At 71.1% G+C, this 19,591-nt stretch carries 23 protein-coding genes; 13 read left to right on the plus strand and 10 right to left on the minus strand.

What is annotated here, in order from left to right; all coding sequences use genetic code 11:
- Positions 1 to 8: 8 nt before the first annotated feature.
- Together ACGFNV_RS05505 and ACGFNV_RS05510 are read right to left on the minus strand one after the other, a co-directional pair.
- Positions 9 to 1,055: a DUF6215 domain-containing protein gene (locus tag ACGFNV_RS05505; RefSeq protein ID WP_393619545.1), complete on the minus strand. Its 1,047-nt coding sequence runs from the start codon at positions 1,053 to 1,055 to the stop codon at positions 9 to 11.
- Between the two features lie 94 nt (positions 1,056 to 1,149).
- Positions 1,150 to 2,013: an endonuclease/exonuclease/phosphatase family protein gene (locus tag ACGFNV_RS05510; protein ID WP_393619547.1), complete on the minus strand. Its 864-nt coding sequence runs from the start codon at positions 2,011 to 2,013 to the stop codon at positions 1,150 to 1,152.
- Between the two features lie 177 nt (positions 2,014 to 2,190).
- Here ACGFNV_RS05510 and ACGFNV_RS05515 point away from each other — a divergent pair, with 177 nt between their 5' ends.
- The gene (locus ACGFNV_RS05515) at positions 2,191 to 2,436 is read left to right on the plus strand and encodes a GNAT family N-acetyltransferase (RefSeq protein WP_393619548.1); all 246 of its coding nucleotides are present in this window, start codon (positions 2,191 to 2,193) and stop codon (positions 2,434 to 2,436) included.
- 58 nt (positions 2,437 to 2,494) lie between these two features.
- Here the strand turns inward: ACGFNV_RS05515 and ACGFNV_RS05520 are convergent, their stop codons facing one another.
- Positions 2,495 to 4,126: an amidohydrolase gene (locus ACGFNV_RS05520; RefSeq protein WP_393619549.1), complete on the minus strand. Its 1,632-nt coding sequence runs from the start codon at positions 4,124 to 4,126 to the stop codon at positions 2,495 to 2,497.
- A gap of 45 nt (positions 4,127 to 4,171) precedes the next feature.
- The gene (locus ACGFNV_RS05525) at positions 4,172 to 5,674 is read right to left on the minus strand and encodes an APC family permease (RefSeq protein WP_393619551.1); all 1,503 of its coding nucleotides are present in this window, start codon (positions 5,672 to 5,674) and stop codon (positions 4,172 to 4,174) included.
- A 200-nt stretch (positions 5,675 to 5,874) separates the two neighbouring features.
- On the opposite strand from ACGFNV_RS05525, the gene ACGFNV_RS05530 reads away from it, so the two are divergent.
- From ACGFNV_RS05530 to ACGFNV_RS05550, 5 genes are all read left to right on the plus strand, one after another.
- A complete protein-coding gene (locus ACGFNV_RS05530) occupies positions 5,875 to 6,597 on the plus strand; it encodes a TetR/AcrR family transcriptional regulator (protein WP_393619553.1) in 723 nt (240 codons plus the stop codon).
- An 80-nt stretch (positions 6,598 to 6,677) separates the two neighbouring features.
- Positions 6,678 to 7,070 (plus strand): VOC family protein, encoded by a 393-nt coding sequence (locus ACGFNV_RS05535; protein ID WP_133925179.1) that lies wholly within the window; start codon positions 6,678 to 6,680, stop codon positions 7,068 to 7,070.
- A gap of 358 nt (positions 7,071 to 7,428) precedes the next feature.
- Positions 7,429 to 8,091 (plus strand): DedA family protein, encoded by a 663-nt coding sequence (locus ACGFNV_RS05540; RefSeq protein WP_393619555.1) that lies wholly within the window; start codon positions 7,429 to 7,431, stop codon positions 8,089 to 8,091.
- Positions 8,092 to 8,183: 92 nt separating this feature from the next.
- Complete coding sequence (locus ACGFNV_RS05545) at positions 8,184 to 9,407, plus strand: sensor histidine kinase (protein WP_393619557.1); 1,224 nt, start codon at positions 8,184 to 8,186, stop codon at positions 9,405 to 9,407.
- Positions 9,398 to 10,042: a response regulator gene (locus tag ACGFNV_RS05550; protein ID WP_393619559.1), complete on the plus strand. Its 645-nt coding sequence runs from the start codon at positions 9,398 to 9,400 to the stop codon at positions 10,040 to 10,042. Before ACGFNV_RS05545 ends, ACGFNV_RS05550 begins: the two co-directional genes overlap by 10 nt.
- A 424-nt stretch (positions 10,043 to 10,466) precedes the next feature.
- Here the strand turns inward: ACGFNV_RS05550 and ACGFNV_RS05555 are convergent, their stop codons facing one another.
- Both ACGFNV_RS05555 and ACGFNV_RS05560 read right to left on the minus strand, forming a co-directional pair.
- Positions 10,467 to 10,763 carry a DUF4235 domain-containing protein gene (locus ACGFNV_RS05555; protein WP_393619561.1) on the minus strand — a complete coding sequence of 99 codons (297 nt, stop codon included), beginning with the start codon at positions 10,761 to 10,763 and terminating at the stop codon, positions 10,467 to 10,469.
- 72 nt (positions 10,764 to 10,835) lie between these two features.
- Entirely contained in the window at positions 10,836 to 11,855 is a 1,020-nt protein-coding gene (locus ACGFNV_RS05560; protein WP_393619563.1) for a glutathione S-transferase family protein, read from the minus strand.
- 137 nt (positions 11,856 to 11,992) lie between these two features.
- Between ACGFNV_RS05560 and ACGFNV_RS05565 the strand changes: the two genes are divergently transcribed.
- On the plus strand, positions 11,993 to 12,961 hold the full coding sequence (locus ACGFNV_RS05565) for a cation diffusion facilitator family transporter (RefSeq protein ID WP_393619565.1): 969 nt from the start codon (positions 11,993 to 11,995) through the stop codon (positions 12,959 to 12,961).
- 57 nt (positions 12,962 to 13,018) lie between these two features.
- Here ACGFNV_RS05565 and ACGFNV_RS05570 read toward each other — a convergent pair whose 3' ends face one another.
- Positions 13,019 to 13,468, minus strand: a complete 450-nt coding sequence (locus tag ACGFNV_RS05570) for a nitroreductase family deazaflavin-dependent oxidoreductase (protein WP_393619566.1) — start codon at positions 13,466 to 13,468, stop codon at positions 13,019 to 13,021.
- A gap of 135 nt (positions 13,469 to 13,603) precedes the next feature.
- Positions 13,604 to 14,233, minus strand: a complete 630-nt coding sequence (locus tag ACGFNV_RS05575; RefSeq protein ID WP_393619568.1) for a LysE family transporter — start codon at positions 14,231 to 14,233, stop codon at positions 13,604 to 13,606.
- 102 nt (positions 14,234 to 14,335) lie between these two features.
- Between ACGFNV_RS05575 and ACGFNV_RS05580 the strand changes: the two genes are divergently transcribed.
- The 3 genes from ACGFNV_RS05580 to ACGFNV_RS05590 are packed head-to-tail and all read left to right on the plus strand — an operon-like array spanning position 14,336 to position 15,972.
- On the plus strand, positions 14,336 to 14,485 hold the full coding sequence (locus tag ACGFNV_RS05580; protein WP_393619569.1) for a hypothetical protein: 150 nt from the start codon (positions 14,336 to 14,338) through the stop codon (positions 14,483 to 14,485).
- A gap of 58 nt (positions 14,486 to 14,543) precedes the next feature.
- Positions 14,544 to 15,764 carry a cytochrome P450 gene (locus ACGFNV_RS05585; RefSeq protein WP_393619571.1) on the plus strand — a complete coding sequence of 407 codons (1,221 nt, stop codon included), beginning with the start codon at positions 14,544 to 14,546 and terminating at the stop codon, positions 15,762 to 15,764.
- A gap of 13 nt (positions 15,765 to 15,777) precedes the next feature.
- Positions 15,778 to 15,972 carry a ferredoxin gene (locus ACGFNV_RS05590; protein ID WP_393619573.1) on the plus strand — a complete coding sequence of 65 codons (195 nt, stop codon included), beginning with the start codon at positions 15,778 to 15,780 and terminating at the stop codon, positions 15,970 to 15,972.
- Positions 15,973 to 16,016: 44 nt separating this feature from the next.
- On the opposite strand, the gene ACGFNV_RS05595 is transcribed toward ACGFNV_RS05590, so the two are convergent.
- On the minus strand, positions 16,017 to 16,562 hold the full coding sequence (locus ACGFNV_RS05595; protein ID WP_393619574.1) for a TetR/AcrR family transcriptional regulator: 546 nt from the start codon (positions 16,560 to 16,562) through the stop codon (positions 16,017 to 16,019).
- A gap of 129 nt (positions 16,563 to 16,691) precedes the next feature.
- On the opposite strand from ACGFNV_RS05595, the gene ACGFNV_RS05600 reads away from it, so the two are divergent.
- Genes ACGFNV_RS05600 through ACGFNV_RS05610 form a run of 3 tightly spaced genes read left to right on the plus strand, consistent with a single transcriptional unit; the run spans position 16,692 to position 18,689 of the window.
- Entirely contained in the window at positions 16,692 to 17,150 is a 459-nt protein-coding gene (locus ACGFNV_RS05600; RefSeq protein ID WP_393619576.1) for a nuclear transport factor 2 family protein, read from the plus strand.
- 10 nt (positions 17,151 to 17,160) lie between these two features.
- Positions 17,161 to 17,679 carry a flavoprotein gene (locus ACGFNV_RS05605; RefSeq protein WP_393619577.1) on the plus strand — a complete coding sequence of 173 codons (519 nt, stop codon included), beginning with the start codon at positions 17,161 to 17,163 and terminating at the stop codon, positions 17,677 to 17,679.
- A gap of 41 nt (positions 17,680 to 17,720) precedes the next feature.
- Complete coding sequence (locus ACGFNV_RS05610; RefSeq protein ID WP_393619579.1) at positions 17,721 to 18,689, plus strand: aldo/keto reductase; 969 nt, start codon at positions 17,721 to 17,723, stop codon at positions 18,687 to 18,689.
- A gap of 69 nt (positions 18,690 to 18,758) precedes the next feature.
- Here the strand turns inward: ACGFNV_RS05610 and ACGFNV_RS05615 are convergent, their stop codons facing one another.
- Entirely contained in the window at positions 18,759 to 19,580 is an 822-nt protein-coding gene (locus tag ACGFNV_RS05615; RefSeq protein WP_393619581.1) for a phytanoyl-CoA dioxygenase family protein, read from the minus strand.
- Positions 19,581 to 19,591: the final 11 nt, after the last annotated feature.

The following is a 19,591-nucleotide window of genomic DNA, read 5'->3' on the forward strand; positions in this document are numbered from 1 at the left end:
CGCCGCAGTCATCGAGCAGCCCTTTCGGGGATCGCCGGAAGAACCTTCTCGGCGATGCCGACGAGCACGCTGTCCGCCGGAAGGGCTCCGGACGTGCTCCACACGGAGATGTCGCAGTAGCCGCCCCGGTCCTTGCGGTCGAGGGCCACGGTCAACGTCCTGGCGAGGGGACCTTGTTCGACCGGCCCGCCGGAGCCGCCACTCCCAAGATTGATCTCCAGCTTCATGGTGTGATCCGAGGAGAAGACCGCGGGCCGGCCGAGAACCGTGAGTGTCCTGACGTTCGTCTCGTCTCCGTACTTCATCAACTTCACGTACTGGGCGGTCGACAGATGGTTGTAAGTGGCCGCGACATTCACGGTGTACGTCTCGAAGTCGACCTCGGCCTCCGGCAGGGCGACCTTCTCGTCGGTGAGGGGAGCGGTGTTGTTGCTGCCGGAAGCGTTGGTCGCGGTCTCTTCGGGCGTACCGAGGAGCCGGGCCAGGTCGGGCCGGTTGAGCGCCTTGCAGAGCTCTTCACCGGTCACGGGCCGGGGCGTCGCCTTGTAGGGCTTCGGCAGCTCCTCGTCCTCCGCACTCGAACACGTGGCGGGCTTCGAGGTGGTGTCGTCGGACGGCATCACCTGCGGGGCCACCCACAGCGCGGCTCCGAGTGCCCCGAACACGGCCACGGCCGCGAGGGCCTGGCCCCACGCGTTGGGCTCCTTCTCCGGAGTGCCCGCAACGGGACGCGGCTCAGCTCCGACCTGGGCCGCGACCTGGGCCGGAACCTGAGCCGGAACCTGGGCATGGGCCGGGACCTGGGCGACAGCAGTGACCACCGCCCCGCCCGCCGAGGCCACCGGACTCGGGTTCCGGCGTGCGCGCAGGGCCCGGACCACCCGGTGGACGGATACCGCGGTGAACACGAGGAACACCACGCCCAGACCGGCCGCGACCAGATCGTGCTCGCTCACGGCGAGATACATGATGCGTACGCCGAGAACGGACGTGATCGCGATGAGCAGGGGCTCGCGTACCCAGAAGGGCAGGAGACGGAGGATGAAACCGAGCATCCGGTGATCTCACCAGGACAAGACCGCATGCGCCGTGGTGGAAGCCACAGTTCCGGGCATCACGTCCGGTTCACCGTTCACAGCTGACTCAGCCTCACGTTCGGTCCATGTCCAGGTCGGCGTGCATCATGTGGTGGTCCGAGTACGGGGTCGCATGCACACCGTGATCGAGTGGGGCGATGCCTCGCAGGAACACGTAGTCGAACTTGCTCTGCCAGTCGGTGGTCGGCGCGCAGGTGCCCGTGGGCGAGGGATGGCACCGGGGGTCCGCGTCCGTGGCCAGGGCCCATATCGCGGTGAGTTCCGGGGCGTCCGGCGTGGCGTTGAAGTCGCCGAGAAGGATCGCCCGGTCGTGCCGGGCGACGGCTGCGGCGAGTACGCGGGTCTGGTCCGCGCGGACCGACTCCTGACGTCGTTGGGCGAGGTGCGTGTCGAAGACCCGGGTGGGCCTGCCGCCCACGGTGGTGGTCACCGCCATGTACCCACGGTCCTCGGATCCGCCGTCGGGATACTCCACTTTGACGACATCGGTCATGGGTGCCGCCGAGAGGATCGCCTGGCCGAAGGCCCCCGGATTCCACGGCGCACCCCCGCAGCGGCTCCAGTTCTGCAGGACCGTCCCGTATGCGACGTGGTAGACCAGCCCGTAGAGGTTCCTCAGGTACTCCCGGATCCTCTCGACGTCACGCACGCACGCTTCTTGCAGGCCGATGACCTGAGGAGCGTACGTGGCGATGTCCGCTGCCCGGTCGACGTTGCTCACGTCGCAGGGGTTGCAGATGTTCCACGTCATGACCCGGTTCGGTACGACGTCCCTGACGGCTTCGGCGGGCAGTGACCTGCCAAAGGCACCGCTTGGCGCACTGGGGCCGACGAGCACCGCGCACACCATGATCATGGCGCCGGCGAGCAACCGCGTGCCTCTCCCGAGCATCATCGCCTCCTGAGTCCCATGCATCCGTCGGCGGATACGCAGACATCCTCGTCGACGCCGGGCAGCGCAAGCACCGTTGCGGTATTGGCGTGCAGCCATGACCGATCAAGAAGTGACCGTGCGGTGGGCCCGTGCCGAGGACATACCGGGGCTCGTCGCGTCCAGTTCGAGGGGCGGGGCGTAGGGCACCTCATGGGGTCCGTGACGGAGGCCTCGGTCATGCGGCCCGTCCGCTCCGCCGCCACCCTGATCAGCGTGTACGTCCGCCCCGAGCACCGGCGTGCCCGTGCCGGCGGCCGGATGGTGGGGGAGTTCCTCGCCTGGGCGAAGGGGCGGGGGGCCGGGCACGTGGAGGAGACCGCCTACACCGCCAACCCGGACGCCGTCCGTTTCTACGAGCGGCACGGGTTCGCGGCGAGTTCGGTCACTCTGCGGCGTTCCCTGTGACGCGATGGCGCAACTCCAGTGCCCGCAGGGCGATTTCGCCGCCCGTGACGATCCCGGCTCACGCCCCGTCGGCCGCGTAGACCCGTTCTCCGCCCACATAGGTCAGCGCCACCCGGGTCTGAGCGATCGCCTCCGGTGGGCCCTCGAACGGGTCGCGGTCCAGCACCACGAGATCCGCGAGTGCCCCCGCGCTCAGCCGGCCGGTGTCGTCGAGGTGGTTCACGTACGCCGATCCCGCGGTGTACGCGGTCAGCGCGTCCGTGAGAGAGATGCGCTCGTGCGGCAGGAACACCGGGGCGTCGCCGCCGGGGCCGACCCGGTTGACCGCGACATGGATTCCCTGGAGCGGGTTTGGGCTGCTGACTGGCCAGTCGCTGCCCGCCGCGACCCGCGCCCCGGAGCCGAGCAGCGCCCCGAACGGGTACTGCCACGCGGCCCGTTCGGGCCCGAGGAACGGGATCGTCAGCTCGTCCATCTGGGGTTCGTGCGCCGCCCACAGCGGCTGGATGTTCGCCGTGGCCCCGAGCCGGGCGAAGCGCGGCACGTCGTCGGGGTGCACGACCTGGAGGTGCGCCAGATGCGGCCGGGTGTCGCTCGGCCCGTTCACGGCCCGCGCGGCCCCGATCGCGTCCAGGGCGTCGCGTACGGCCCGGTCGCCCAGGGCGTGGAAATGGCACTGGAAGCCGAGCGCGTCCAACTCGGTGACGTACTTGGGCAGTCGGTCCGGGTCGATGAAGCTGGTGCCCCGGTTGGCGGTGACGCAGCCGCACTTGTCCAGATAGGGATCGAGCAGCGCCGCCGTGCCGTTCTCGGCGACCCCGTCCAGCATCAGCTTCACCGTGCCCGCGCGGAACCGGCCGTGGCTCAACGAGGCCCGGCGCTCGGCCAGTTCGGGTATCTGCTCGGCCCCACGCCCACGGTCCCACCACAGCGCGCCGACGACACGCGCGGTCAGCGAACCGTCGCGGGCGGCCGTCAGATACGCCTCCGAGGGGTCCGGCATGCCCAGGAAGTCGCCGACGAGGGCGTCCTGCCAGGCGGTGATGCCGAGGGAGTGCAGCCGGCGCTGGGCGTGCAGCAGCGCGGCCAGCAGTTCGGCCGGACCAGCCGCCGGCACGAGCCGTCCGACCAGCCGCATCGCACCCTCCTGAAGCGTCCCGCTCGGCTCGCCGGAGGCGTCCCGCTCCACGCGCCCGTCGGCCGGGTCGGGGGTGTCCCGCGTGACCCCGGCCAGTTCCAGGGCGCGGCTGTTGACCCAGGCCCCGTGGTGGTCGCGGTTGGGCAGGTAGACCGGCCGGTCGGGGACGATCGCGTCCAGGAGCGCCTTCGTCGGCGTACCGCCCTCGAAGGCCTCCATGGACCAGCCGCCGCCGGTGATCCACTCCCGCTCCGGACGCGCGGCGGCGTACGCGCGGACGGCCGCCAGGGTCTCCTCGGCGGTCCTCGTGCCGCTCAGGTCGCACTGGGTGAGCTCCAGACCGGCCGGCACCGGGTGGACGTGCGCGTCCTGGAAACCGGGCAGCAACAGCCGTCCGGCGAGGTCGACGACCTCCGTGCGCGGCCCGGCCAGTTCGCGTACGTCGTCGCCGCCGACGGCGGTGATCCGGTCACCGGTGACGGCCAGCGCGGTCGCGCCGCGGCCCTCTGGGGTGAGCACGGGACCGCCGGTGAAGAGGAGATCTGCGGGCATGATCCGTTTCCTTGGGTGGCAGGCGTGGGGGGCAGGCGTGTGGGGTCAGGGGGACACGGTGAGCAGTTGGGGCGCGTCGGCGTCCGTGCCGGTGCCGGTGCGGAAGTACGGGGAACGGCGCACCCATCTGGCCCAGGCCGCGGCGACGAAACCGGACGCGATCATCGCCAGGGGAGTCAGGAGCAGGAACCACCCGTTGTCCGCGCGGAGTTCGAGGTGGTCGGTGGAGGTGTAGAAGGACCAGCCGAGGTAGCCGCCGAGTGCGAGCAGGGCCGCCGCGCTCAGCGCGGGCAGGACCACCGCGCGCACGCCCTGCCGCCAGTCCTCGCGCAGCAGGCCGCGGAAGCGGACGGCCGCCGCGAGCGCGGTGAGCGCGTACGACAGCGCCACGACGATGCCGACGGCGCTGACCGTGGCCATGATCATGTCGGAGAGCCGCCGGATCACCAGCGACAGCGCCGCGACGACTCCGGCCACCGCCCCGACCAGCAGCGTCCCGGCCGCCGGCGTCCCGTACCGGACGCTGACACTGGACCACACCGGGCCGAGCGTACGGTCCCGGCTCATCGCGAACATCGCGCGGGCGGTGGGGATCACACCGGCCTGGAGCGAGGCTACCGCCGAGAACATCAGCGCGACCAGCGGCAGCGCCGCGAGCGGCTCGGAGGCCAGCCGGTCACCGAAGTACGCCAGGCCCTCGGCGCCGTGCCCGGCCAGCTCCGGCTCGGACAGGACACGCTGGAAGGCGATCGAGCCGAGCAGGAACAGCCCCAGCATCGTCACCAGCGTGATGAAGCCGGCCCGGGAGGCGTCGCGCGGGTCGCGCACCTCCTCGTTCACGCTGAAGGCGGCCTCGAAGCCCCAGTAGCAGAACACCGACAGCAGCAGTCCCTGCGCGAGCGCCGACGCCGAGGTGATCGCGAACGGATCGAACCAGCTCAGGCTGAACGGGTGCGGGCCGGTGACGATGCCGTATCCGCAGAAGCCGAGCAGGACGGCGTACTCGAAGATCAACAGTCCGGTCTGCATGCGTGCCGCCGTGCGGATGCCGGTGACGGCGGTCACGGTGACCAGGGCCAGGACCACGAGTCCCACGGCGGTCGTCTGCGCGGTGGAGCCCGGGTCCAGGGTGAGTGGGCCCACCTGGTGCCAGCCGGCCTTCCCGGCCAGTTGCAGCAGCGCGGACCCGGTGACGGCGGTCGTGTAGGCGAGGAAGGCGACCACGGCGACGATGTTCACCCAGCCGACCATGAAGCCGAGCCATGGGCTCAGCGAACGGCCCACCCACACGTAGCCGTTTCCGGCGTTCGGCTCGACCTTGTTGAGGCGCGAGTAGGCGCCCGCGATACCCAGCACCGGGAGGAAGGCCAGCAGCATGATCGCGGGCAGGTGCAGGCCGACCACGCCGGCCGTGACACCCAGGCCGATGCCGATACTGGTGGTCGCGGCCGTGCTGGACGCGGCGACGGCGACGCCGTCCAGGACACCGAGGGACTTGCGCAGCGCGGGCCGCGCGGGAGGGGTGACGCCATAGGGGTTGTCGGTCATGGCCAGTACTCCGCTCGCACGGGGGGGCGCGGTGGGCCCCGGTGACCGCATATGAAACTGGCCGGGGGGTTAACAGGTCAACGGTGTTGTCATAAAGTGCGCTGCACCACAGCGGGCCCGGTGCGGGATCACGGCCGGGTCGGCGTGGAATGCGCGTGGGGCGGGCCCGACCTGCGCCCGCCCGTCTCCTGGAGGCAGCCATGACCGAGCGCGTCGTCCCGCCCGCCGCCCGGCGGCGCAGGCGGCCCACCAAGCAGGGTGTCGTCCTCTCCGAGGAGCTGATCGTCGAGACCGCTCTGCGGCTGATCGAGGAACACGGCGCCGACGCGCTCTCGGTCCGCCGTCTCGGGCACGCCCTGGGTGCCGACCCCAGCTCCCTCTACCGCTACTTCCGCCGCACCGACGACCTGATGCTGGCCATCGCCGACGAGCTGATCGGCCGTACCCTGCGCAGCTGGCGGCCCACCGGGGACTGGCGGGCCGACCTGTGGGACCTCGGCCTGCGCATGCACGCCGGCGCGCTCGCCCATCCCCGGGCGGCCGTGCTCAGCGCCTACCGGGTGACCGGCCGCGTCCACGAGATCCAGGCCGTCGAGACGATCCTCGGCGTGCTGCGCGACGCCGGGTTCCCGGACGGCGAGGCGGTGCGGATCTATCACACGTTCGTCGACCAGAACCTGGCCTTCGGCGCCCTCGACTCCGCGAGCAGCGCGCTGCCCAGGGCCGCGCGCGAGGCGGAGGCCCAGGTGTGGCGGGAGACGTACGCCCGGCTGCCCGCCGACACCCATCCGCACATCGCCGCCACGGCCCGCCATCTCGCGGCCGCCATGCGGCACAGCTCCTATCCGGCCGCGCTGGAACTGCTGTTGAGCGCGGCGGCGGCACGGCTGGAGAACCGGGCTGGCGCGTCGGGGGCCGACTGAATCGGGCGGGCCGGGATATCCGCAAGGTAACAGGGCGGCGGGGCACCTCCGTTCCGCGCCCGGAATCCCGCGGAGGAGACATGGCACTGGTGAAAGCGGGCGTCGTCGTGCTCGACTGTGCCGAGCCCGAGAAGCTCGCCGTGTTCTACAAGGAACTGCTGGAGGCGCAGGAGACGGATGCGACGGCCAACCGGGTGGAGATCAGGGGCGCCGACGGAACCCGGCTCGCCTTCCGCCGTGACGTGAACGCCACCCCGCCCAGCTGGCCGCGCCCCGAGAACTCCCTCCAGGCCCACCTCGACTTCCTGGTGGACGACCTGGACGCGGCCGAACGCAAGGTCATCGGCCTCGGCGGCCGCCCCCTGGAAACCAACTACGCCCCCGGCCCCTACGAGGAGCGCGGCTACGCCGACCCCGCCGGCCACTCCTTCACCCTCCGCCGCGTCCCTTCAACGGCACCCAAGCAGGGCTGAGCAAGGGAAGCGGTGTCCCGGACATCGCAGGAGCAGCGTGAGACCGAGCCCGGCTGCCCACGGGGCGAGGCCGCCGGCGGGAGGGGCCGAGTCCGGCCGTAGCCGGGCTCGGCCCGGGCGGCAGGGGAGCTGGGCCGGACCCCGACGTTGGTCTGCACGCCCAGGGGTGCCTCGGTGGTCCTCGCCGCTGAGGAAGCCGGCCGCGTTCCCGTGGGTGCGGTTTTCCGCAGGTGTCCGGTGCGGGTAACCGCATTGGACTGGACGGTAATCCTCATACCGCTGTTGACCTGTGCTTTCTAGCTTGGTGGGCAGTTGGGGCGCCTGCCCGGACGACCGGCCCGTCAGCTTGGAGAGTCACATGCACCTCACGTCCTTGGCCCTGCCTCAGGAACCCGCCGACGGCATCGCGGGCTGGGCCGCCGATCTCGTCGACACCATGGGCGGTCCTGGAGCCGGCCTGGCCATCGCGCTGGAGAACCTCTTCCCGCCGCTGCCGAGCGAGGTGATCCTGCCGCTGACCGGGTTCGCCGCCGGGCAAGGAGTTCTCACGCTGGCCTCGGCGCTGTTCTGGACGACTCTGGGCTCGGTTGCGGGAGCCGTGGTCCTCTACTGGATCGGCATGCTCTTCGGCCGTGAACGCATGCACGCGATCTGGGCGAAACTGCCGCTGGTGAAGGCATCCGACCTGGAGCGCACGGAGGACTGGTTCGCGAAGCACGGCACCAAAGCGGTCTTCCTCGGCCGCATGGTGCCGATCTTCCGCAGCCTCATCTCCGTCCCCGCCGGGGTACAGCGCATGCCTCTGCCCGTGTTCGTCATGCTGACCACGCTCGGCAGCCTGATCTGGAACGCCGTCCTGGTGATGGCCGGTTACTGGTTGGGCGACCAGTGGGAAGTGGCGGAGACCTACGTCAGCATCGTCTCCAAAGCGGTGCTGGTTCTGGTCGTCGCAGCCCTGGCGGTATACCTGGCCGTACGGCTGCGCGGCCGTAACAAGGCCCAGCACCGCCGCACTTCATGACCCGCCACCGGCAACTTCGCACCATGGTGCCGCCGAGCACGCGGCCCGAACGATCTTGCTCCGGCTACCCGGCCGCACTAGGCTCAGCCCCCGTGCAGGGGGACTCCGCAGGCTTCACCGCCCATCACCTGCCGGGCCCACTCGGCCAGGACGACTCCGGCGAAGGCGACGCGGCCGCGACCCTGCCGGCCTCCTGGCCGCGTCGGTGCGCCGGTACGTTCTTCGGCTGCGGCACGGCCCTGCTCGGTTTCCTCTACCTCCTCGTCGTCGGGACCGTCCTCGGCCCCTTCCTGCTGTGGCCGCCCACCCGTATCAGCGCGCTCGGCATCATGGTGACCGGAGCCCGCCGGCTCACGACCCTGGAACGGACCCGCCGGGCCGTCTTCTTCGGCGACCGCTTCCCCGAGCACTACAAGGCATCCGACCAGAAGATCCTTCGCTATCTGGCGGTCCGCAGCTATACGGGGCTGCTCTGCGGCGTCGTGACCGGACTGCTGGGTTTCGGCGTCGTCCTGGCGGGGCTGCTCGTGAGGGGAATGGCCCAGGCAACCCTCCACTGGGACGAGTTGCTCATGCAGGTACTCCTCGGCAGTGTGCTGCTCTTCCTCGACGTCCAGGGGCTCCACTCACTCGCCACCCTGGACGCGCGCATCGCCCGCGAGTGTTTCGGCCCCTCCGAACGGGAACTCCTGCAGCAACGCATCCATGAACTGGCCACCAGCCGGGCAGCGGTCGTGCAGGCAGTGGACTCCGAACGCCGGCGTATCGAACGGGACCTCCACGACGGAATCCAGCAACGCCTGGTGGCGCTGGGCATGCTCCTCGGCCGGGCCCGCCGGGGACGCAATCCTGAGCAGGCCGACGCCCTGCTGCACCAGGCACATCAGGAGTCCCAGAACATCCTCGCGGAACTGCGCGAAGTGACCTGGCGGGTCTATCCCTCGGCGTTGGACAGTCTGGGGCTCAAGGAGGCGCTGGGCGGAGTGTCCGAGCGGTGCAGCATCCCCGTCCGTACGGAGTTCGACGTCACTGAGGCGTTGCCTCAGCCAGTGGAGACCGCTGCGTACTTCGTCGTGTCGGAGTCCGTGACCAACGCGGCCAAACACTCCCGTGCAACGGCCATCTCCGTGCGGGTGGCGCTCCTCGGCAGGGTGCTCACGGTGCAGATCCAGGACAACGGCGCAGGCGGCGCGGATCCCATGGGCAGCGGACTGAGCGGACTGCGCAGCCGGGTCGCCGCGCTCGACGGCGTCCTGCGCGTCGACAGTCCCCAAGGGGGACCCACCACCATTACCGCGGAACTGCCATGCGCCTGATGATCGCCGAGGACTCGACCCTGCTGCGTGAGGGACTGCTCCGGCTCCTCATCGAGGAGGGACACGAGGTCCTGGGCGCATTCGGTGACGCCGATGCGCTGCTGGCGGAAATGGACTTGCGGCGACCCGACGTCGTCGTCCTCGACATTCGGATGCCGCCGACACACACCGACGAAGGGCTGCGAGCGGCGTTGGAGATCCGGGAACGGTGGCCGGAGACCGGCGTACTGGTGCTGTCCCAACACATCGAGCGCAACTACGCGGCGCAGTTGCTGGCCTCCAACGCGGAACGCGTGGGGTACCTCCTCAAGGACCGCGTCGCTCAGGTCGAGGAGTTCCTGGATGCGTTGGAACGCGTCGAGGCGGGCGGCGCTGCCATCGATCCCGAGGTCGTGCGGCAGCTGGTCATCCGCACGACACACGGAGATCCGCTGACCCGCCTCACGCCCCGCGAACGCAGTGTCCTCGAGGCTTTGGCCCAGGGGCACACCAACACGGCGATCGCGCAGAAGCTGCACATCTCTCTGAGTTCGGTGGAGAAGAACCTCAACATGATCTTCGACAAGCTCGAGCTGTCGCACACCACCGGTTACAGCCGACGGATCCTGGCGGTCCTGAGGTACCTGCAGTCGTAGGGCGCCGGTGCGCACGCGGCGCCAGCCCTCGGCACGGCACAGCCGCTGCCTCTCGTGCCGGGTGGCGTCGAATCCCTGGACGAGCGAGGCCCCGCTGAGCGGCTCCGCCGCACGTTCCAGAGCCGGGGCCGTCCGAGATGCGCCGGCACCCGGACCTCTGGGGGGTGTCCCGGGCACCGGCGGTGGGGCTGAGGCGAGCCCGGCCCGTGGGCCTCGGCAATCGGGGGTGGGCCCAAGCCGTCAGCCGGGCCCGGCCGAGTGAGGCCTCGCCGTCACTGTGGGTCGTTCACACGAGCCGGCCGAGCTCGGCGTCAGCCGCGGCGGTGGGTCCCAGTCGTCGGCCGGGGCCGGCTGCGCGCGGCCATGTGTGTCGCCGAGCGGACGCAGCCGGAACTCGGCCTCAGACGCAGTGCGGCGCGCGGGCTCAGTCGCGGCCGCCCTCTTCCTTCGTGGGCCAGACTCCCGTCCTGTGTTCGATGGCCTTCGCGCCGGTGCGGTCGACGGCGCTGCGGACCACGGCGAAGATGGCGCCCTGGACGGCGGCGGCGAGGAGGACCTCGCCCCAGCCGCGGTCGCGGTCGAGGGCGTCGGGTGCGTCGTCCTCGTGCCGGATGGCCTTCCAGGTCTTGCGGAAGGCGAGCCCGGCCAGCCACCCGCTCGACCAGCCCAGCACGAAGCCGAGCGGCTGGTAGCCGCGGGAGAGTTTCTTCTTCTTGGTCACGGGACCTCCTTGGTCGGAGAAGTGGGTTGTCAGGGGGAGTACGGGGGCGGGGCGTCGTCGGAGCAGGGGGTCTCAGGGGCGTCCCGGCGCCGGGATCTCCTCCTCGGCGCGGACCGGACCCGGCGGTGTTCCGTCCCCGAAGGGGCGCCCGCCGAGCTGCTCCCGGTGGTGCGGGGTCAGCCAGCCGGACAGGTCGGGGCCCAGCGGGACGATGCGGGTCGGATTGATGCCGGTGTGCACCTGGTAGTAGTGCCGCTTGATGTGGTCGAAGTCGACGGTGTCGCCGAATCCCGGCGTCTGGTAGAGATCACGGACGTACGCCCACAGCACCTCGTTCTCCGTCAGCTTCCAGCGGTTGCACTTGAAGTGACCGTGGTAGACCGCGTCGAAACGCACCAGCGTGGTGAACAGCCGGATGTCCGCCTCGGTGATCGTGTCACCGACCAGATAGCGCTGCCGGGTCAGCCGCGGCACCAGCAGCTCCAGCCGCCGGAAGACAGCCGCGCACGCCTCCTCGTACTCCTGCTGGTCGGTGGCGAACCCCGCACGGTAGACACCGTTGTTGACGTCCTCGTAGACGTCCGCCATCACCGAGTCGATCTCGTCACGCAGCGCCGACGGGTACAGGTCGGGCGCGCCCGCTCGGTGCAGGGCCGTCCACTCCGTCGCAAAGTCGAGGGTGATCTGCTGGTAGTCGTTGGTGACCAGCTTGCCGCTGGGCACGTCCACGAGCGCCGGCACACTGACCCCGCCCGGGTGGTCGGCCTCCCGCCGGTCGTACGCCTCGGCGAGGTAGCGGATGCCGAGGACCGGGTCCCGCCCGCCGGGGTCGAGGGTGAAGCGCCAGCTTCGGTCGTCCTGGACCGGGTCGGCGACCGCCAGGGACACGGCGTCCTCCAGACCCAGCAGCCGTCGCGACACCAGCGTCCTGCTCGCCCACGGGCAGGCGCGACTGACCACCAGACGGTAGCGTCCCGCCTCCACCGGCCAGCCGTCGCGGCCGTCCGCGGTGATCCGGTCGGTGAAGTGGCTCTTGGACCGCTTGAACGTCGTGTGACCGTACGCGCTGTTGCCGGCGCCCCCGCCGCTCATGGTTCCTCCTCGCTGTCGTGCCTGCCTCGCGGCCGTGTACCCCCGCTTTCCGGCCGAGTTCCCCGCTTCCCCCCGGGTTCCCCGTTTTCCGCCGACGGCACGGTGTGATCAGCCATGACCTGGGCAATCGGCGAAGGGTGAGTGAGACACCTACGGAACGCCAAGCCGATCACAAGACACGCGTCACCGTCCTTGTGGCCCTCGCGGCCAACCTGGTCATCGCCGTCGCCAAGGCGGTGGGCGGCCTCCTCGCGCACTCGCCCGCGCTGCTGTCGGAGGCGGCCCACTCGGTCGCCGACAGCCTCAACGAGGTCTTCCTGCTGGCCGCACTGCGCCGCAGCCGCCGCCCGGCCGACGCCCGTCACCCCTTCGGCTACGGCAAGGAGCGGTTCTTCTGGTCGCTCCTCGCGGCCGTCGGGATCTTCGTCATGGGCGGCTGCTTCTCCTTCTTCCAGGGCTTCGAGGCGCTCAAGAACGGCGCGGAGGAAGAACTCGGCGGATACGTGGTCGGTCTGGTCGTGCTCGGCGTCGCCCTCCTCGCCGAGGGCGCCTCCCTCGTACGGGCCCTGTACCAGGTGCGCAAGCAGGGTGGCGCCGCCGGACTGCGCGACCCGGCCCTGCGCACGGTCGTCGCCGAGGACGGCACCGCGGTGCTGGGGGTGACCCTCGCCATCGTCGGCATGGCCCTGCACATGGTCACCGGCCAGGTGGTGTGGGAGGCGTCGGCCTCGCTCGCCATCGGCGCGCTGCTGGTGTACGTCGCCTACCGGCTGGGCCGCGACGCACGCGACCAGCTGATCGGGGAGGCCGCCGACCCGGAGGCCAGTCACAGGATCCGGGCGCTGCTGGAGGCCCAGCCCGAGATCGACAGCGTAGAGGCGCTGTTCACGATGAAGACGGGCCTGGACCAGGCCCTCGTGGCCGCCCGCATCGACCTGGCCCCCGGTCTGGACAGCGAACGGGTCGAGGAGGTCGCCGACCGCATCAAGGGGTCCATCGCCGGGATCGTCCCCGAGGCGGACCAGATCTTCCTCGACGTGACCGACCGAGCGGCGCGCGAGACACGAGAAAGCCCCGCCGCGACGGGGGAACGCGGCGGGGCCTGACCTTCGGGTGCCCGGGGTCCCCCGGTTCATGCACCCGGACGCGGAAATTTTTTCGGATCAGCTTCCGTCTGCCGGTTCGAGGACGAACACGGGGATCTCCCGGCTCGTCTTCGTCTGGTACTCGGCGTACGGGGGATAGGCCGCGACGGCACGCTCCCACCACGCGGCCTTCTCCTCGCCGGTGACCTCACGCGCCGTCATGTCCCACTTCTGCGGGCCGTCCTGGAGTTCCACCCGAGGGTCGGCCTTGACGTTGTGGTACCAGACCGGGTGCGTGGGCGCCCCGCCCTGGGAGGCGACCACGGCGTACCGTCCCTCGTGCTCCACGCGCATCAGCGGCGTCTTGCGGATCTTCCCGCTCCGCGCGCCCCGCGTGGTCAGCAAAATGACGGGCATTCCCGTGTCCAGCAGGGTCGTCCCCTCCGTGCCGCCGGACTTCTCGTACAGCTCCACCTGCTCACGCACCCACTGGGTCGGGCTGGGTTCGTACTCGCCCTCAAGAGGCATGGCATCCGTCCCTTTCGTCGCTCGTCGCGTCGTACGACTGATCCGTACCGCGCTACAACACGCGTATGCGCGGGATTCATCCGCACCATGCTCGGGTTCCTGTCCAGTGATTCACGGGACACGGCCCGGTCCCGCTCACGCCTGCGCGACGATCCGTAGGGCCAGCACCGCCATCACCCCGCTCGACACGAGCGCCGTCACCAGACGCCCCCGGCGCCCGGTGAGGGCCCGGCCCAGCAGCGCGCCGCCCCCGGCGAGCAGGAGCTGCCAGCTGGCGGACGCGGCGAAGGCGGCCAGCACGAACGCGCCCTGTGCCAGGGGATGAGCCGCGTCCGCGGTGCCGGTGCCGAGCACCAGGGCCGCGAAGTAGAGGACGGTGGTGGGGTTGAGGAGCGTGATCCCGAGCAGGGACAGGAAGGCCCGCGCCGGACTCGGCGGCGGTGGCTCGGAGCGCGCGGTGAGATGGCGCGCGCGGTACCGCCGTACGGCGGTGACGGCGCCCAGCGCGGCCAGCGCGAGCAGCACCAGGGCGGAGGCCCAGGCCAGCGGCCCCAGCACCGGCCGCAGCACGGCGGCCACGGCGGAACCGCCGACCGTGGCGAGCAGGGCGTAGAGCCCGTCGGCGGTCGCGACGCCGAGCGCGGCGCACGCGCCGGTGCGCAGGGAGGTGCGCGCGGTGAGGGAGACGAGGTAGGTGCCGACCGCGCCCACGGGGATGGCGATGCCGTAGCCCGCGACCAGCCCCGCGACGAGCGCGCCCGTCATGAGCGCGCGGCGTCGAGCCTCCGGGGACCCCCGGGCTGCTGTCGGCCACGCACGGGAACGGTGGCGGCGGACATCAGCGGCGGAAGGGCATCGATCGTGGACATGGCTGGATCCTGGGGGCGGGCCCGCACGACGGCAACCGAATTACCGGGCGCGAGCGGCATCCGCCCCTCCGGCCGGCGCCGCGGAACGCTCAACTCCGGCCAGATCGTCCCGTTCACCGATCTGGCCGAACTTCGCGTCGCCCTATAGATGCCCCGGGCATCTAATGAAGATCGTCACGACGCACCCTTCGTCTGTGAGGTCTTCCATGACGGAACTGTCGGAACTCTCGGAACTGCCGGAACCCGTCGCCTTCCCCCAGGACCGCACCTGCCCCTACCACCCGCCGACCGCCTACGAGCCGCTGCGCGGCACGCGCCCCCTGACGCGCGTCAGCCTCTTCGACGGGAGCCCCGCCTGGCTGGTGACCGGTCACGGTGTCGCCCGTGACCTGCTCGCCGACCCCCGCCTGTCGACCGACCGCACCCGGCCCGGCTTCCCCGCGCCCACCGAGCGCTTCGCGGCCGTCCGCCACAAGAAGACCGCCCTGCTCGGCGTCGACGACCCGGAGCACCGGGTGCAGCGACGCATGATGGTCCCGAGCTTCACCCTGAAACGCGCCAACGAACTGCGCCCGAGCATCCAGCGCGTCGTCGACGAGCGGCTCGACGCGATGACCGCCCAGGGGCCGCCCGCCGACCTGGTGAGCGCGTTCGCGCTGCCCGTGCCGTCGATGGTGATCTGCGCCCTGCTGGGTGTGCCGTACGCCGACCACGAGTTCTTCGAGGAGCAGTCGCGGCGGCTGCTGCGCGGACCCACGGCGGACGACACGCTCCGGGCGCGGGAACGACTCGAGGAGTACGTCGGCGAGTTGATCGACCGCAAGCGGAAGGAGCGGCGGCCCGGGGACGGCGTTCTCGACGACCTCGTCCATCAGCAGCTGCGCGAAGGCGCCGTGGACCGTGAGGAGGTGACCGCCCTCGCGATCATCCTGCTGGTCGCCGGTCATGAGACGACCGCCAACATGATCTCGCTCGGCACCTACACGCTGCTCCAACATCCGGAGAAGCTTGCCGAGTTGCGGGCCGACCCGGCGCTGCTGCCCGCCGCCGTCGAGGAACTGATGCGGATGCTGTCCATAGCGGACGGTCTGCTGCGGCTGGCCACCGAGGACATCGAGGTGGCGGGGACGACGATCCGGGCCGGAGACGGTGTGATCTTCTCGACGTCGGTCATCAACCGCGACGAGACCGTCTACACCGAACCCGACACCCTCGACTGGCACCGCTCCGCCCGCCACCACGTGTCGTTCGGCTTCGGCATCCACCAGTGCCTCGGCCAGAACCTGGCCCGCGCCGAGATGGAGATCGCCCTGCACTCCCTCTTCGCATGCCTGCCAGGACTGCGGCTCGCGGCCCCGGCGGACACGATCCCCTTCAAGCCGGGCGACACCATCCAGGGGATGCTGGAACTCCCCGTGACCTGGTGAGAGGCCGACGGTCATGCACATCGACATCGACAAGGACGTCTGCATCGGCGCCGGCCAGTGCGCCCTCGCCGCCCCGGGCGTCTTCACCCAGGACGACGACGGCTACAGCGCCCTCCTGCCGGGCCGGGAGGACGGCGCGGGCGACCCGATGATCCGCGAGGCCGCCCGGGCCTGCCCGGTGAGTGCCATCGCCCTGACGGACACCTGATCCGACGCCGACTCATCTCCCCGAGCCGCATCCCGGCCTCCGCGTCAGCGGATCAGCATCCGGGCCGCGTCCCGGGCCTCCGCCGCCGGCTTCGTGTCGCCGGTGATGCCCGCGGTGACCATCGCGCCCTCGGCCAGCAGGAACAGGGGCCCGGTCAGAGCGGCGGGCAGGCCCGCCTCGGCCACGAGACCGGCGAGGTAGTCGCGGAACGCCTGCTTGTGGGCGCGGACCTGGTGCGCCACGCGGTCCGACACGGCGCCCAGTTCGCCGTACGCGTTGATCCAGGCGCACCCGCGGAAGCCGTCCTCGCCGAACCACTCCTCGAGCCAGTCGAAGACGGCGAGGACACGCCGACGCGGATCCTCGTGCCGCTCCACGGACCGCGTGAGCCGCCCGCGCCAGCGCTCGTCCCGCCGCTCCAGACAGGCCTCCACCAGCTGTTCCTTCGCCGGGAAGAGCTGGTAGAGCCGCTTGAGCGAGACCCCTGAAGCCCCGCGCACGTCGTCCATGCCGACGCACTGGACGCCTCGCCCGTAGAACAGCCGCTCGGCGGCGTCCAGCGCCTGCTCGCGGGCGACCGCGCTGTCCATCGACCACTCCTTCCACCGGCTCATTCGCCGGTGCCTCACCGGCTGGCTCCTTGACGCGAGAACGAGCGTTCTCCTACGGTAGCAGCCACCCGGAGAACGCTCGTTCTCCATTTCGTAGCGGAGCAGCCCATGTCCGACCGCCCGCCCCTGCCGCCCTTCACCCGGGAGACCGCCGCCCGCAAGGTCCAGGCCGCCGAGGACGCGTGGAACACCCGCGACCCGCACCGGGTCGCCCTCGCCTACTCCGAGGACTCGGTCTGGCGCAACCGTGACACCTTCCTCACCGGCCGCGCGGAGATCGTCGCGTTCCTCACCGCGAAGTGGGCACGCGAACGCGACTACGCGCTGCGCAAGGACCTGTGGGCCTTCGACGGCGACCGCATCGCCGTCCGCTTCCAGTACGAGTGCCGCGACACCCACGGGCAGTGGTGGCGGTCGTACGGCAACGAGCTGTGGCAGTTCGACGCGCACGGCCTGATGACCCGTCGCGAGGCGAGCATCAACGACGTGCCGATCACCGAGGCCGAGCGCCGCATCCTGGGACCGCGGCCCGAGGCCGAACACGGCCGGTCCTTCCCCCTTCAGTAGGGTTCCCCGTGTGACCCAACCCGACGGCAAGCCCTTCCTCTACGTCGTCGTCTGTGCCGCCGGGATCGCCGCGGGGGTCAGCAAGCTGATCACCGCCGCGCAGGAGCGGGACTGGGCGGTGGGCGTCTTCGCCACGCCCACCGCCCTGAACGGCTTCTTCGACACCGCCGCGGTGGAGACGCAGACCGGACGGCCCATCCGCTCCGCGTGGCGGCGCCCCGGCGATCCGCGGCCCTTCCCCGACCCGGACGCCGTCGTCGTCGCGCCCGCCACGTTCAACACCGTCAACAAGTGGGCGGCCGGCATCGCCGACACCCTCGCCCTGGGCACCCTGTGCGAGGTGTCCGGCCAGGGCGTGCCGATCGCCGTCCTGCCGTGCGTGTCCGACTCCCTCGCCGCCCACCCCGCCTACCAGGACAGCCTGGTCCGCCTGCGCGGCATGGGCGTGCGCTTCGGGGAGCCGTACGCGGGCGGCGAGGCGGGGGAGTTCGGCTGGGAGCGTGCGCTGGACCTGCTGGGTGGGACGTAGGCTCGCCTGAGTACCCCCGTGCGACGGCAGGAGCGGCAACGATGCAGTACGTGAAGCTCGGTGCGACGGGTCTGGACGTGTCGCGGATCTGTCTGGGCTGCATGACCTACGGAGACCCCGACCGCGGCACACACGAGTGGACCCTCGACGAGGAGGCGTCCCGCCCGCTGATCCGGCAGGCACTGGACGCCGGCGTCACCTTCTTCGACACCGCGAACGTCTACTCCGACGGCACCAGCGAGGAGATCGTCGGCCGGGCGCTGCGCGACTTCGCCCGCCGTGACGAGATCGTGCTCGCCACCAAGGTGCACGGCCGGATGCGGCCCGGTCCCAACGGCGGCGGCCTCTCCCGCAAGGCGATCCTGACCGAGATCGACCACAGCCTCACCCGACTCGGCACCGACCACGTCGACCTGTACCAGATCCACCGCTTCGACCCGCACACCCCCGTCGAGGAGACGATGGAGGCCCTGCACGACGTGGTCAAGGCGGGCAAGGCGCGCTACATCGGGGCGAGTTCGATGTACGCCTGGCAGTTCGCCAAGATGCAGTACGCGGCCGAGCGGCACGGCTGGACCCGGTTCGTCTCCATGCAGAACCACTACAACCTCCTCTACCGCGAGGAGGAGCGCGAGATGCTGCCCCTCTGCGCCGACCAGGGGGTCGGTGTGCTGCCCTGGAGCCCGCTCGCCCGCGGCCGCCTCACCCGCGACTGGGGCGTCGAGACCGACCGCAGCGCCACGGACGACTTCGGCAGCACCCTCTACCTGGAGGGCGACCGCGCCATCGTCGAAACCGTCACCCGCATCGCGAACGACCGAGGCGTCCCCCGCGCCCAGGTCGCCCTCGCCTGGCTGCTGCACCGCGACACCGTGACGTCCCCCGTCGTCGGCGCCGCCAAGCCCCACCACATCGAGGACGCGGTGGCGGCGGTGGAACTCACCCTCAGCGACAAGGAGTTGGAGCAGCTGGAGCAGCCCTACGCCCCCCACCCGATCGCCGGCCACTGACCGGCACGCCGCAGCGACGACGCAGGGCCGGCCTCTCGCGCCGGGTACCGAACGTGTGCGGAGCGCTTTTCAGTGAGGCCCGTCCGGCGTGAACTCCGTGCCGCACGGGCCCGCGCCCTCGCTCTCCGCCAGGGACACCCGCTCACCGCTCATGGTCACCGTGCGGTAGTACGCGCCGATGCGGGCGGTGGAGCGGCCCACGTAGTGCCCGATGAACGAGCGCCGGAACCGGTCGTCGGTGCGGTTGGGCTGCGACCCGTGCACCAGGCTGCCGTTGAAGAACAGCACGTCCCCCGGCGCCATGTCGACCGGCACCGCCGCGAGGCCGGGCGGTGGCGGTACGTACTCCCGCGCGAACGACACCCCCGCGTCCGCCTCCTCGGGGCAGAACAGGTCCATCGCGTGCGTACCCGGCACGACCTCGAGACCGCCGTTCTCCCGGTCGATCTCGTCGCACGCGATCCACGCCGCCACACACGTGCCCGGCTCCACCCGCAGGTAGAAGTTGTCCTGGTGCAGCGCCTGCCCCCGCGCCCCCGGCGGCTTGAAGTAGAACATGCTCTGCGCGGCCAGCACCTCCTCACCGAGCAGCGCCTCCAGCACACTCCGCAGCCGGGCGTCCAGCAGCACCCGCCGCGCGAGCGGGTTGACCTCGTGCGGCTGCATCACCCTCGGGTACACGCGCAGCGGGTCCGTGGAATCCGGGCGCGGCTCGAAGTGCCCGGACACCGGCCCGGCCGCGTGCAGCGCCGTGAACTCGGCGCGGAGCCGGTCGATCTCCTCGTACCCGAACATGCCGCGCACGACGGTGAAGCCGTCCTCCCGGTACTGCCGCAGCCCCGCCTCCGTCAGTATGGGAGCCTCGGCGGCGTCGATGCCCGTGGCTGTCATACGGTCCCTCC

This window comes from Streptomyces sp. NPDC048751, from assembly GCF_043198595.1.
Lineage (GTDB): Bacteria > Actinomycetota > Actinomycetes > Streptomycetales > Streptomycetaceae > Streptomyces.